At 66.0% G+C, this 13,431-nt stretch carries 10 protein-coding genes and 2 pseudogenes; 8 read left to right on the forward strand and 4 right to left on the reverse strand.

Annotated features, from left to right (window positions below; translation table 11 throughout):
• The first annotated feature begins 81 nt into the window (after positions 1 to 81).
• The gene (gene pap, locus D3874_RS09655) at positions 82 to 1,581 is read left to right on the forward strand and encodes a polyphosphate:AMP phosphotransferase (RefSeq protein WP_119777906.1); all 1,500 of its coding nucleotides are present in this window, start codon (positions 82 to 84) and stop codon (positions 1,579 to 1,581) included.
• Between the two features lie 27 nt (positions 1,582 to 1,608).
• Here the strand turns inward: pap and D3874_RS09660 are convergent, their stop codons facing one another.
• The 3 genes and pseudogenes from D3874_RS09660 to D3874_RS09670 form a co-directional block, all read right to left on the reverse strand.
• Positions 1,609 to 2,100, reverse strand: a complete 492-nt coding sequence (locus D3874_RS09660) for a hypothetical protein (RefSeq protein ID WP_147385601.1) — start codon at positions 2,098 to 2,100, stop codon at positions 1,609 to 1,611.
• A gap of 213 nt (positions 2,101 to 2,313) precedes the next feature.
• Positions 2,314 to 4,283, reverse strand: a pseudogene (gene acs, locus D3874_RS09665) (acetate--CoA ligase).
• A gap of 89 nt (positions 4,284 to 4,372) precedes the next feature.
• On the reverse strand, positions 4,373 to 5,968 hold the full coding sequence (locus D3874_RS09670) for an MFS transporter (protein ID WP_338016697.1): 1,596 nt from the start codon (positions 5,966 to 5,968) through the stop codon (positions 4,373 to 4,375).
• A gap of 356 nt (positions 5,969 to 6,324) precedes the next feature.
• On the opposite strand from D3874_RS09670, the gene D3874_RS09675 reads away from it, so the two are divergent.
• A complete protein-coding gene (locus D3874_RS09675) occupies positions 6,325 to 9,753 on the forward strand; it encodes an ATP-binding protein (RefSeq protein WP_119777909.1) in 3,429 nt (1,142 codons plus the stop codon).
• A 3-nt stretch (positions 9,754 to 9,756) separates the two neighbouring features.
• Here the strand turns inward: D3874_RS09675 and D3874_RS09680 are convergent, their stop codons facing one another.
• Entirely contained in the window at positions 9,757 to 10,428 is a 672-nt protein-coding gene (locus tag D3874_RS09680) for a response regulator (protein WP_274380614.1), read from the reverse strand.
• Between the two features lie 320 nt (positions 10,429 to 10,748).
• Between D3874_RS09680 and D3874_RS32400 the strand changes: the two are divergent.
• From D3874_RS32400 to D3874_RS31550, 6 genes and pseudogenes are all read left to right on the forward strand, one after another.
• Positions 10,749 to 10,796: pseudogene (locus D3874_RS32400) on the forward strand (hypothetical protein); the annotation flags it as partial.
• Between the two features lie 65 nt (positions 10,797 to 10,861).
• Positions 10,862 to 11,431 (forward strand): ABC transporter ATP-binding protein, encoded by a 570-nt coding sequence (locus D3874_RS09685; protein WP_456306406.1) that lies wholly within the window; start codon positions 10,862 to 10,864, stop codon positions 11,429 to 11,431.
• A complete protein-coding gene (locus tag D3874_RS32405) occupies positions 11,424 to 11,771 on the forward strand; it encodes an ATP-binding cassette domain-containing protein (protein WP_456306407.1) in 348 nt (115 codons plus the stop codon). The genes D3874_RS09685 and D3874_RS32405 overlap by 8 nt, the downstream gene beginning before the upstream one ends.
• Positions 11,705 to 12,157, forward strand: coding sequence for an ABC transporter ATP-binding protein (locus tag D3874_RS32410; protein WP_456306408.1), 453 nt, complete (start codon positions 11,705 to 11,707; stop codon positions 12,155 to 12,157). The genes D3874_RS32405 and D3874_RS32410 overlap by 67 nt, the downstream gene beginning before the upstream one ends.
• A 35-nt stretch (positions 12,158 to 12,192) precedes the next feature.
• Positions 12,193 to 13,212, forward strand: coding sequence for an ABC transporter substrate-binding protein (locus D3874_RS09695; RefSeq protein WP_338016698.1), 1,020 nt, complete (start codon positions 12,193 to 12,195; stop codon positions 13,210 to 13,212).
• Positions 13,209 to 13,400, forward strand: a complete 192-nt coding sequence (locus D3874_RS31550; RefSeq protein WP_338016699.1) for a hypothetical protein — start codon at positions 13,209 to 13,211, stop codon at positions 13,398 to 13,400. The genes D3874_RS09695 and D3874_RS31550 overlap by 4 nt, the downstream gene beginning before the upstream one ends.
• Positions 13,401 to 13,431: the final 31 nt, after the last annotated feature.

Consider the following 13,431-nt stretch of genomic DNA (forward strand, 5'->3'; position numbering starts at 1 on the left):
TCGTTTGATGACGGCGAGATTGCAACCCCGCCGCCATGGCGCCACCTTGGTACGGTCAGCGACAAGGGCAAGGGGCGGGCGATGTTCGAAAGTGCCGAGATCGGCAACCGGCTGCAGCGCGAAGTCTACGACCGTGAAATGCCCCGGTTGCGTGCCCGCCTGATCGAACTGCAGGGGCGGCTCCTGGCGCGCCGCAAGACCGAGGTCGTCATCGTGCTGGCGGGCGCCGACGGCGCCGGGCGCAGCGAAACCGCCCGGGTTCTGAGCGAATGGTTCGATCCGCGCCATGTCGAGGTCCGGCCCGACGAAGCGCCCAATTGCGAAGCGGCGGCCCGGCCGCCGATGTGGCGGTACTGGCAGGGGCTGCCGGCCAAGGGCAAGATCGGTATCTTCTTCACCGGCTGGTACAGCGCCGCGATCCAGGCACGCATGGCCAGGCGCGAGGATCTGGTCCATTTCGACGCCGACCTCGAATCGATCAAGCGCTTCGAGAGCATGCTGGTCGAGGAAGGCGCTCTGGTCGTGAAATTCTGGTTCCACTTGGCGCGCAAGGATCAGAAGGAACGCCTCCAGGCCCTCGAGTCGAACCCCGAAACCGCTTGGCGGATCACCAAGGCCGACTGGAAACGCCACCGGCACTACAAGCGCCTGCGCAATATCGGCGAACGGGTGGTGCGTGAAACCTCGACCGGCGTCGGCCCCTGGTTCGTGGTCGAGGGCCTGGACCGCGACTACTGCGAGGTTACCGTCGCCCAGATCCTGGTCGACGAGATCTCGCGCCAGTTCGACCGCCAGGACGCGGAAGGCCGGGCAAAGCTCAAGCGGCGGGCGACCGACCAGCCCACGCCGACGACCCGGGTCCGTGGCACGACCAACGTCCTCAGCGCCCTCGACCTGAAGCAGCCGCTGGACAAGGACGCCTACCGCAGCGAGCTGGCCCAATGGCAGGGGTGCCTGGCCAAGCTGTCGAGAAGCAAGGGCTTCCACAAGCGCGGCGCGCTCGCCGTCTTCGAGGGCTACGACGCCGCGGGCAAGGGGGGCGCCATCCGCCGGGTCGCCGAGGCGCTGGATCCGCGCTTCTATCAGATTGTGCCGATCGCCGCGCCTACGGAAGAGGAGCGGGCGCATCCCTACCTGTGGCGCTTCTGGCGCCATGTGCCGGCACACGGGCGGCTGGTGATGTTCGATCGGTCGTGGTACGGCCGGGTCCTGGTCGAGCGGGTGGACGGCTTCGTCCCCGAACCGGTGTGGCGGCGCGCCTATGCGGAAATCAACGAATTCGAACAGGAACTGGTCGACTTCGGCATCGTCATGGCCAAGTTCATGCTGGTGGTCTCGCCCAGGGAGCAGTTGCACCGCTTCAAGGAGCGCGAGAAAACCGACTTCAAGCGTTACAAGATCACGCCCGACGACTGGCACAACCGGGAAATGCGCCCGGCCTATGACGAGGCGGTGGTCGAAATGATGCAGCGCACCTCGACCGAAATCGCGCCCTGGACGCTGATCGAGGCCGACAACAAATACCACGCCCGAATCAAGGTGCTGCGCACCCTGGTGGAAACCATCGAACAGGCGGGTTGACCGCCCGTTCGATGGCGCCGTTTCGAGTCAGCGCGCGGCGATCGTCGAGGGGATCGAATCGAACGCCGTGGCGGCGAGGGACTTGCAGGCCAGGGCCATGTCGCCGGCGGTGGCCGGGTTGACCTGGAAGACCCGCGATTCGAGGCCGCGGCGGACACGCACGGCCATGGCAGCGACAGTCTGCGCCGAGGCATCGGCCATGCCGGCCTCGCGCAGGCCTTCGATCAGAAGGGCATCGGCGCGGGCCGCGGTTGCCTCGAGGTGCTGCGCGAGGCCTTCGTACTGGACCTGTGCGACCTGGCGGCTGAGGCTCCAGGGCATGTCGGGCTCGGTCGCGGCAATGGTCGCCTCGCGGCACATCAGATGCGCGGCACCCACCGCGACCTTGTCATTGGTCACGTCCAGGCCCAGCAGTTCGGCATGACCCAGGGTGTCGAAGGGGCCCGTGTTGCCGGCGAAGACCGGGGTGGCAAAGGACACGGCCGCAGCAACAGCGGCTCCCAAAGCAAAACGCAACATGGTTGACCTCGCCTGATATCGGTGGCGAGATATTGCACTGCAACTGTTGGCATCATGCACTGCAATATGAGCAAGGCTCACATGCGAGGGCCGCTTGCTGGTCTATGGTGCGGCTGACCCCCCTCCCCAACCCCTCCGCCCTGAAGGGCAGAGGGGGGTTACAGAGCCCTCTCCTCTGAGAGGAGAGGGTTGGGTGAGGAGGGGTGCTAGGTCTCAGCGATTCATGCGGTTGGTGACGAGGTCTTCGACGACATTGGGGTCGGCGAGGGTGGAGGTATCGCCCAGGGCGCCGTGTTCGTTCTCGGCGATCTTGCGCAGGATGCGGCGCATGATCTTGCCCGAGCGGGTCTTGGGCAGGCCGGGGGCGAACTGGATCAGGTCGGGGCTGGCGATGGGGCCGATCTCCTGGCGCACCCAGGCGACCAGTTCCTTGCGCAGGGGCTCGGAGGGCTGCTCGCCGGCGTTCAGGGTGACATAGGCATAGATGCCCTGGCCCTTGATGTCGTGGGGATAGCCCACGACGGCTGCCTCGGCGACCTTGGGATGGGCGACCAGGGCGCTCTCGACCTCGGCCGTGCCCATGCGGTGGCCCGAGACGTTGATGACGTCGTCGACCCGGCCGGTGATCCAGTAGTAGCCGTCGGCATCCCGGCGGCAGCCGTCGCCGGTGAAGTACTTGCCGGGATAGGTCGAGAAATAGGTCTGCACGAAGCGCTCGTGGTCGCCGTAGACGCTGCGCATCTGGCCGGGCCATGAGTCGGCGATGCACAGGTTGCCTTCGGTGGCACCTTCGAGCTCGTGGCCCTCGGCATCGACGATGACCGGCTGGACGCCGAAGAAGGGCCTGGTGGCGGAGCCGGGCTTCAGGTCGGTGGCGCCGGGCAGGGGGTGATGAGAATGCCGCCGGTCTCGGTCTGCCACCAGGTGTCGACGATGGGGCAGCGGCCGTCGCCGACGACGCGGTGATACCAGGTCCAGGCTTCCGGGTTGATCGGCTCGCCGACGGAGCCGAGCAGGCGCAGGGAGGTGCGGGCGGTCTTGGCAACCCAGTCCTCGCCCTCGCGCATGAGGGCGCGGATGGCGGTGGGGGCGGTGTAGAAGATGGTGACCTGATGCTTGTCGATGACCTGCCAGAAGCGGCTGGGATCGGGGAAGTTGGGCACGCCCTCGAACATCAGGGTGGTGGCGCCGTTGGCGAGCGGGCCATAGACGATGTAGCTGTGGCCGGTGACCCAGCCGACATCGGCGGTGCACCAGTAGACGTCGCCGGCATGGTAGTCGAAGACCAGCTCATGGGTGAGGCTGGCATAGGCGAGGTAGCCGCCGGAGGTGTGGAGCACGCCCTTGGGCTTGCCGGTGGAGCCGGAGGTATAGAGGATGAACAGGGGATCCTCGGCGCCCATGGGCTCGGGCGGGCAATCCGCCGCCACCGCGGCCATGGCCTCGTGGTACCAGAGGTCGCGGCCCGGGACGACATTGACCTTGCCGCCGGTGCGGCGCACGACGATGACCGATTTGACGTCGGGGCACTGTTCCAGGGCCTTGTCGGCATTGGCCTTGAGGGGGACGGTCTTGCCGGCGCGCAGGCCCTCGTCGGCGGTGATGATGATGGTTGAGGCGCAGTCGGTGACGCGGCCGGCGAGGCTGTCGGGGGAGAAGCCGCCGAAGACGATGGAATGGATGGCGCCGATCCTGGCGCAGGCGAGCATGGCGACCGCGGCTTCCGGGATCATGGGCAGGTAGATGGTGACGCGGTCGCCCTTGTTGACGCCCTGGGCCTTGAGGACATTGGCGAAGCGGCAGACCTCGGCGTGAAGCTCGCGGTAGGTGATGCGGCGGCTGTCGGCGGGATTGTCGCCTTCCCAGATGATGGCGACCTGCTCGCCGCGCGTGGCCAGGTGCCGGTCGAGGCAGTTGGCGGCGACATTCAACACGCCGTCGTGGAACCAGCGGATGTGGACGTCACCGGGGCCGAAGGACGTGTCCTTCACCGCGCCGGCCGAGAACGGCTTGATCCAGTCGAGGCGGCGGCCGACGTCGCCCCAGTAGCCGGCCGGATCCTCGACCGAGCGGCGGTAGTCGCGGGCATAGCCGGCCGCATCGACGTGGGCACCGGCGGCAAACGCGGGAAGCACAGGGTACAGGGGTTCGTGGCCAGACTCGATCTTGGCGGCGGCAGTCATGGAACACTCCGTTAGGTCAGGCTAGGAACGCTCGGCATTCCTTGGAAAGAAGCCGGCGACGCTCGCGCGTCGCCGGATCCGGTCACCGACTATTCGGTGATGCTGTTGTTCTTGGTCTCGCGGACGAAGACCATGCCGATCACGAAAGTCATCGAGGCGATGATGATCGGGTACCACAGGCCATCGTAGATATCGCCGGTGGCGGCGACGATAGCGAAGGAGGTCGTCGGCAGGAAGCCGCCGAACCAGCCGTTGCCGATGTGATAGGGCAGCGACATCGAGGTGTAGCGAATGCGGGTCGGGAACATTTCGACCAGCATGGCCGCGATCGGGCCATAAACCATGGTGACGTAGATCACCAGGATGAACAGCATGATCAGGACCATGAAATGGTTGATCTGCGCCGGATCGGCCTTGGCGGGGTAGCCCGCGTCGGCCAGGGCCTTGGAAACCGCGGCGTCGAAAGCCGCGCCCTGCGTCTTGGCATCGGCAGCGGTGCCGTCGTAACTGGCGACGACCACCGAGCCGACCTTGATCTGCGTGACCGTGCCCGCCGGTGCCGCTTCGTTGGCATAAGGCGTGCCGCGCTTCACCAGGGCGCTCTTGGCGACGTCGCAGCTCGTGGTGAACTTGGACGTGCCAACCGGGTTGAACTGGAACGAGCATTCGGCGGGGTCGGCGACCACGACGACCGGCGAATTGGCCACCGCCGCCTCGAGCGCGGGGTTGGCATAGTGGGTGATGGCCTTGAAGATCGGGAAGAAGGTCAAGGCGGCGATCAGGCAACCGGCCATGATGATCGGCTTGCGGCCGATACGGTCGGAAAGGGCGCCGAACACGATGAAGAAGGGCGTGCCGATCAGCAGCGAGCCGGCGATCAGCAGGTTCGCGGTCTGGGCATCGACCTTCAGCGTCTGGGTCAGGAAGAACAGGGCGTAGAACTGCCCGGTGTACCAGACCACGGCCTGGCCGGCGGTCAGGCCGAGCAGGGCGATGATGACGATCTTGAGGTTACCCCAGCGGGCGAAGCTCTCGGTCAGCGGCGCCTTCGACTGCTTGCCCTCGGCCTTCATCTTCTGGAACATCGGCGATTCGTTCAGCTTCAGCCGGATCCAGACGGACACGCCCAGAAGCAGGATCGAGACCAGGAACGGAATGCGCCAGCCCCAGGCCTCGAAGTCGTCGTTCGACATCGACAGGCGCGTGGACAGGATCACGAGCAGCGAGAGGAACAGGCCGATGGTGGCCGTGGTCTGGATCCACGAGGTGTAGATGCCGCGCTTGTTGGCCGGGGCATGCTCGGCGACATAGGTCGCTGCGCCGCCGTATTCGCCGCCGAGGGCCAGGCCCTGGGCCAGGCGCAGGACGACGAGGATGATCGGTGCCGCGATGCCGATCGAGGCATAGTTGGGCAGGACGCCGACGACGAAGGTCGACGAACCCATCAGCAGGATGGTAATCAGGAAGGTGTATTTGCGACCGACGAGGTCACCCAGGCGGCCGAACACGACGGCGCCGAAGGGCCGCACGGCAAAGCCCGCGGCGAAGGCCATCAGGGCGAAGATGAAGGCAGCCGCCGGGTTGACGCCCGAGAAGAACTGCTTGGAAATCACCGCGGCGAGCGAGCCGTAGAGATAGAAGTCGTACCATTCGAAAACGGTGCCGAGCGAGGAGGCAAAAACCACCTTTCGCTTTTCGGCGGGCGACGCGTCTTCGCCGACGCGACTCACGGGTATGCTGACCATAGTGTAACCTCCCTTGGCGGTTATCCGCCCGTTGCCTCCGGACCGGCGCGGTCGCAGCCGTCGCCTTTATCGGTGTCAACAGTGGTACCGGAGGCCATGCAAAAGGAGAGCCCCGACGTTGGTCGAATCCGGGCTTGACTTTAGTATTAGATGCGGCGCAGGGGATCAATGCTGCATTGCAACAGAAAAGAGGGGCCGAGGTTGGCACGGCGCGGGCTTGAATATTACAGGGTGTCGGCTCTAGTTTGAGGACAAGTGCCTGCGCGGCCGGGGAGGCTCGCGAATGAAAGGTCACAATGATGCTGCAGGACTGGGCGATCCTGCTCTTGTCGCTGGTCTATATCGGTAGCTTGTTCGCCATCGCCTATGCCGGCGACTGGCGCCCGCGGCAGGCTGCCACGTCGCAGCACCTGATCTATGCCCTTTCGCTCGCGATCTACTGCACATCCTGGACCTTCTACGGCAGCGTCGGCCGCGCGTCGGCCACCGGCTGGGATTTCTTCCTGATCTTCCTGGGGCCCATCCTCGTGATGTTGTTCGGGTATCGGCTGCTCGCCCGCATGATCTTGATCGCGCGCAATCAGAACATCACCTCGATCGCGGATTTCATCGGCTCGCGCTACGGCAAGAGCCGGGCGGTCTCGGCCATCATCGCGGTGATCGCGATCGTCGGCGTGCTGCCCTATGTCGCGCTGCAGTTGAAGGCCGTGTCCGACAGCTTCGATGCCCTGGTCGGCCTGCCTCTCCACAGCAAGGCCGGCGACTATGACGCCTGGCGCGATACGGCCCTGATCGTCGCCGTGATGATGGCGGCCTTCACCATGCTGTTCGGCATCCGCCGGGCCCAGGCGACCGAGCAGCATCGCGGCATGATGCTGGCGATCGCCTTCGAATCCCTGGTCAAGCTCGCGGCCTTCCTGGCCGTCGGCCTCTATGCCACGATCGAGATTTTTGGCGGTTTCGGCGGCCTGTTCGAACGCTTGAGGGACGACCCCGCCTTTGTCCAATTCGTCTCGCCGCGCGTCGATTTCAGTTGGGTGACGCTGACCGTGCTTTCGGCCTGCGGCTTCCTGTGCCTGCCGCGGCAGTTTCATGTCGCGGTGGTCGAACACGGCCCCGGCAGCCACCTGGGAACGGCGCGCTGGCTGTTCCCGCTCTACCTGGTGGTGATCAACCTGCTGGTCGTGCCGATCGCCATGGCGGGCATGGCCACGGCACCGGCCGGTACCAATCCCGACATGTACGTGCTCTCGGTGCCGATCATGCGCGGCGACGATCTGGTCTCGACCTTCGCCTTCATCGGCGGGTTGTCGGCGGCGACGTCGATGGTCATCGTCGCCTGCCTCGCCCTGTCGATCATGGCATCGAACGAGATTGCCATGCCCTTCCTGCTGCGCTGGCGCCGGCTGGAACGGCACGACAGCGGCCGGGTGGTGGTCGTCACCCGCCGGATTGCCGTCGTCGTTGTCCTGCTGCTCGCCTATCTCTACGAGCGCGCGATGGTGGGTAGCCTGACCCTGGTGTCGATCGGCCTGATTTCCTTTGCCGCCGTGGCGCAGTTCGCGCCCGCCCTGGTCGTCGGCCTGCTGTGGCGGGGGGCTCATCGCAACGGCGCCGTGGCGGGGCTGACCGGCGGCGCGCTGGTCTGGCTGCTGACCCTGTTCCTGCCGTCGATCGTCGAGGGGGTGACCGGGGTCGTGCCCCTGCTGTCGATTCTGCCGGCCCCGCTCTCGGGCCTCGACCCGCTCAGCCAGGGTGTCTTCCTCAGCTTGGGGACCAACCTGCTCCTGCTGGTGGTGGTGTCGCTGTTCTCCCAGTCGCGCCAGCGCGATGTCGAGCAGGCCGAGGCCTTCGTCGCGCCCAGCGTCATCCTCGATCCCGAAACCGTCCAGCGGGCCGGCGGGTCGCTGTCGATCGCCGAGCTCAAGGACCTGTCCGCCCGCTTCATCGGCGCCGAGCAGGCCGAGCAGGCCTTCGCCGGGATCGAACGCACCGGCGTCAACCTGGCGGCCTTCACCGAGCGCCTGCTCTCGGGCGTGATCGGCGCCGCTTCGGCCCGCGTCGTGCTGGCCAGCGCCCGCCAGGGCTCCCGGCTGTCGGGCCGGGCCATGCGCGCCGTGCTGGGCGAAGCGTCCGAGGCGATCAGGCAGAATTTCGCCCTGCTGCGCACCACGCTCGACCATGTCAGCCAAGGCATCGTGGTGTTCGACCACGAGAGCCGGCTGGCCACCTGGAACGAGCGCTTCTTCGACATGCTCTGGCTGCCCAAGGAACAGGCCCGCGTGGGCGCGCAGACGAGCGAACTGGTGGCGATGGCCAGGCTTCACCAGTTGGGCAGCGTGCTGGCCAAGCCGGCCGACGGCCTCGCCGCCCTGCGCCAGGTCCAGCGCCCCGACGGCGCCCGGATCGAGCTGCGCTTCGATCCCATGCCCGGCGGCGGCTTTTCGATCATGGTGACGGACGTCACCGAACGCTATGTCGCCGAGGCCGCGCTGAAACTGGCCAACGAAAGCCTGGAGCGCCGCGTGGGCGAGCGCACCGCCGACCTGACCCGCGTGATCGCGGAACTGGACAAGGCCCGCGCCGGCGCCGAGGAGGCCAACCTGGGCAAGACCAAGTTCCTGGCCGCCGCCAGCCACGACCTGTTGCAGCCCCTGCACGCGGCGCGCCTGTTCGCCTCGGCCCTGGCCGACCGTCATCCCGACGAACCGCTGGTGGGCAAGGTCGACCAGGGGCTCGGTGCCGTCGAAGCACTGCTGGATGCCCTGCTCGACATCGCGCGCTTCGACCAGGGAGTCATGAATCCGGACTGGCAATCGGTCGCGGTCGGTCCGCTGATGGAAATGACCGCGGCGTCGCTGGCGCCGCTCGCCTCGCGGCGGGGGGTCGAGCTGGTGGTGGTGCCGTCGGGCCTGGCGGTCCGCACCGATCCGCAATTGCTGCGCCGGGTGGTGCAGAACTTCCTGTCGAACGCCATTCGCTACAGCGACCCCGCCCGGCCCCATTGCCGGGTTCTGGTCGGGGTCCGGCGGCGCGGCGACAAGGCAGTGATCGAAGTGTGGGACAGCGGGCCCGGCATTCCCCTGGACCAGCAGGAGAATGTCTTTGGCGAATTCGTCCGGCTGGGGGCCAAGAGCGATGAATTCGGGGGCAGGGGCCTGGGCCTGGGCCTGGCCATCGTCGATCGCATCTGCCGCATCCTCGACCACCCCGTCGGGCTGCACTCGATCCTCGGGCGCGGCTCGGTGTTCTCCGTCGAAGTGCAGATCGCCGGCGAGGCGGTGGCGGTGCGCAAGGAGGTGGTGCTGCCGCGGCCGGTCGAAGTGCCGTCGACACGCTTGTTCGTCGTTGCCGTCGACGACGAGGCCACGATTCGCGAGGCGGTGACGGCGCTTCTCGAAGGCTGGCATTGCGATGTCGTGACGGCGGCCTCGCTCGAGGAGGCGCGCGGCGTCATTCGTGATGCACAGCGACTCCCTGACGTGCTGCTGGTCGACTACCACCTGGGCGGCAGCGCCAGCGGCCTGGCAGTGATCACCGCCCTGCGCCAGCAGGCCGGCCAGTTGCTGCCCGCAGCCCTGATTACAGCCGATCGCGAGCCGCGCCTGCGCCAGGAAGCCAAGCGCCACCAGGTCGAACTGCTGCCCAAGCCGGTGAAGCCCGCGGCCCTCCGCGCCTACCTCGATCACTTGCGCAAGATGAAGGGCCTGGCCGCGGCGAGCTGAGGTCTATTCGGCGGTCTTCATGTCCAGCAGCCGGGCGGCGATCACCGCCTGGGTGCGGCTGTGCACGCCCAGCTTTTTCAGGATGGCGGTAACGTGGGCCTTCACCGTCGCCTCGCCCACGGTCAACTCGAAGGCGATCTGCTTGTTCAGCAGGCCCTGGGACATCATCGACAGGACCTTGAGCTGCTGCGGCGTCAACTCGCGCAGGCGCTTGGCGATTTCCTGCCGGCTGGTGCCGGCCTCGGTCCCGCCATAGACCGCGGCCGGGGGCAGCCAGACCTGGCCCTCCAGGATCTGGCCGATCGCCTCGGCGATGGTCTCGAGCGGGGCTGACTTAGGGATAAAGCCGGCCGCGCCGAATTCGATCGCCCGGCGCATCACCGTCTCGTCCGTGGTCGCCGAGACCATGGCGACCGGTACCAGGGGATGGGCGGCCCGCATGGCGGCGAGGCCGGTGAAACCGTTCATGCCGGGCATGTTGAGGTCGAGGATGACGAGATCGGCCGTCCCCAGCCGATCGACCACGACCTTGGCCTCGTCGAAACTGGCGGCATCGATGATCGTGACATTGGGCAAGCTTTGGGTCAGGGCATGCCGCATGGCATCCCTTACCAAAGGGTGATCGTCGGCTATGACGACGGTCCAGCCGGTATCAGTACCTTCCGTGGTCGAAATCGTTTGTTTCCCCCATTTTGTCTAGCCTAGCCGGGCTTGTCGGGTAAAGGCAACGCCTGCGATCAGGAGTCGCGGAACACAATAATAACCCTTAGACTTAAGTAGGGGATGGCCTTGCGCGGAGCGAGCCGGTAAAGGGAAGGAACAGGGCGCGACGGACGCCAAAAAAAAGCGAGCGAGAGGACACCCGACGTTCCGGAAGATCGCGATCAACGCGGCGCCGGCGCGTCATATGAAGGACGGGGGGCGCATTGACTGACCTGGTTCTCGAAACCGAGGGCTTGACCAAGGAGTTTCGCGGTTTCCTTGCGGTCAAGGACGTGAACCTCAAGGTTCGCCGCGGCAGCATCCATGCATTGATCGGCCCCAACGGTGCAGGCAAGACCACTGTTTTCAATCTGTTGACCAAGTTCCTGCAGCCGTCGGGGGCCATGTGCGCTTCAACGGTCACGACATCACCCGTGCCAAGCCCGCCGACATCGCCAAGAAGGGCGTGGTCCGCTCGTTCCAGATCTCGGCCGTGTTTCCGCATCTCACCGTCATCGAAAATGTCCGCGTCGCCCTGCAGGCGACGAGCCCCATGGTGTTTCATTTCTGGCGTTCGACCCGTGAACTCGACCACCTGAACGAGCGGGCGCTCGAACTGGTCGAGGCGGTAGGCCTGTCGCCCTATGCCCGCACCCTGGCCGTCGAGCTGTCCTATGGTCGCAAGCGCGCGCTCGAGATTGCCACCACCCTGGCGCTGGACCCGGAACTGATGCTGCTGGACGAACCGACCCAGGGCATGGGCCATGAGGACGTCGGCCGTATCATCGACCTGATTCGCCGCATCCGCGAAGGCCGGACCATTCTGATGGTCGAACACAACATGTCCGTTGTGGCCGACCTCTCCGATACCATCACCGTGCTGCAGCGCGGCCAGATCCTGGCCGAGGGACCCTATGCCACCGTGTCCAAGGATCCCGCGGTGATCGAAGCCTATATGGGGACCGACCATGGCTGAAGCGGCAGTGCGGCAGGCCGCCGCCAGCGATGTGCGGCTGACGATTTCCGGCCTGAACGCCTTCTATGGCGAAAGCCATGTCCTGCACGGCCTCGATATCGAGGTGCGCCGGGGCGAAGTGGTGGCGCTGCTGGGCCGCAACGGCGCCGGCAAGACCACGACCCTGCGCTCGATCATGGGGCTGGTGGGGCGGCGGACCGGGACGATCCGCTTCGACGGCGTCGAGACCATCGGCCTCGCCCCAACAAGATCGCCCGCCTCGGCATCGGTTACGTGCCCGAGGAACGCGGCATCTTCGCCAGCCTCAATGTCGAGGAAAACCTGCTGCTGCCGCCGGTGATCAAGCCGGGCGGCATGAGTGTCGCCGACATCTTCACCCTGTTCCCCAACCTGAAGGAACGGCTGCGCAGCCCGGGCACCAAGCTGTCGGGCGGCGAGCAGCAGATGCTGGCGATCGCCCGGATCCTGCGCACCGGTGCCGATTTCATCCTGCTCGACGAGCCGACCGAGGGCCTGGCCCCGGTGATCATCCAGCAGATCGGCAAGGCCGTGCGCGGCCTCAAGGAACATGGCCTGACCATGATCCTGGTCGAGCAGTCGATTCATTTCGTCTCGACCATTGCCGACCGCTTCTATGTCATGGAAGACGGCCATGTGGTCGATGCCATGACCGCGGCGGAACTCGCCGCCAATCGTGACCGGCTCGTGACTTATCTCGGCGTGTAACTTATCACATATCTGGACTTCCTGGGGAGGATGACATGTTCAAGAAGGCATTGCTTGCGGGCGTTGCGCTGTCGGCGTTCCTGACCGGCTCGGCCATGGCGGCCGGGGTCTCCGGCGACAAGGTGGTGATCGGTGTCCTGACCGACCTGTCGGGCGTCTACACCGATATTTCGGGCAAGGGCTCGATCCTGGCGGCCGAAATGGCGGTTGCCGAATTCGGCGGCAAGGTGCTCGACAAGCCGATCGAAATCCTCAGCGCCGACCATCAGAACAAGGCCGACATCGCCGCCAACGTGGCGCGCGAGTGGATCGACACCAAGGGTGCCGACGTCATGGTCGACCTGGTCAACTCGGCCGCCGGCTTGGCGGTACAGGGCGTGGGCAAGGAAAAGGGCATCGTCACCATCAATACCGGTGCCGCTTCCGTCCGCCTGACCCAGAAGGAATGCTCGCCGACCGGCTTCCACTGGATCTACGACACCTATGCGCTGGCCCATGTGACGCCGCCGGTAATCATTGCCGAAGGCGGCAACACCTGGTTCATCATGACCGCCGACTACGCCTTCGGTCACAGCCTCGAGGCCGACGCCATGGCCGTGGTCAAGGAACTGGGTGGTACGGTGGTCGGCTCGGTCCGCCACCCGTTCCCGTCGTCCGACCTCTCCTCGTTCCTGCTCCAGGCGCAGGCGTCGGGCGCCAAGGTGATCGCGCTCGCCAATGCCGGCCAGGACACCATCAACTCGGTGAAGCAGGCGGCTGAATTCGGCATCGTCTCGGGTGGCCAGAAGCTCGTCGCGCTGCTCGCCTTCGACACCGACATTCATTCGCTGGGCCTGGAACTGGGCCAGGGCCTGACCGTCACCACCGGCTTCTACTGGGACCTGGACGACGAGACCCGCGCCTTCTCCAAGAAGTTTTTCGACAAGTTCGGCAAGATGCCGACCATGGTCCAGGCGGCGGTCTATTCCGGCACCCTGCACTACCTCAATGCGGTCAAGGCCAGCGGTACCGACGAAGGTGCCGTGGTTGCGGCCAAGATGCGGGAAACCCGGTGAAGGACGCCGTCATCCACGACGGCAAGATCAGCGCCAACGGCAGCGTGATTCACGACATGTACCTGATGGAAGTGAAGAAGCCGTCCGAGTCGACCGGCGAATGGGACATCTACAAGCTGGTCAAGACGGTCCCGGGCGCCCAGGCGTTCCAGGATCCGGCGAAGTCCGGCTGCCCGCTCGTACAGTAACCAGCGAGGTGAAACGCCCGACGACGACGGA

Origin of the sequence: Oleomonas cavernae (genome assembly GCF_003590945.1) — a bacterium.
Classification (GTDB): Bacteria; Pseudomonadota; Alphaproteobacteria; order Zavarziniales; family Zavarziniaceae; genus Zavarzinia; species Zavarzinia cavernae.

Bases quoted from the DNA above. Each gene is read 5' to 3' on its own strand.
- pap (WP_119777906.1), top strand. From the start codon at position 82: ATGTTCGAAAGTGCCGAGATCGGCAACCGGCTGCAGCGCGAAGTCTAC.
- D3874_RS09660 (WP_147385601.1), bottom strand. From the start codon at position 2,100: ATGTTGCGTTTTGCTTTGGGAGCCGCTGTTGCTGCGGCCGTGTCCTTT.
- D3874_RS09675 (WP_119777909.1), top strand. From the start codon at position 6,325: ATGATGCTGCAGGACTGGGCGATCCTGCTCTTGTCGCTGGTCTATATC.
- D3874_RS32405 (WP_456306407.1), top strand. From the start codon at position 11,424: ATGGCTGAAGCGGCAGTGCGGCAGGCCGCCGCCAGCGATGTGCGGCTG.
- D3874_RS09695 (WP_338016698.1), top strand. From the start codon at position 12,193: ATGTTCAAGAAGGCATTGCTTGCGGGCGTTGCGCTGTCGGCGTTCCTG.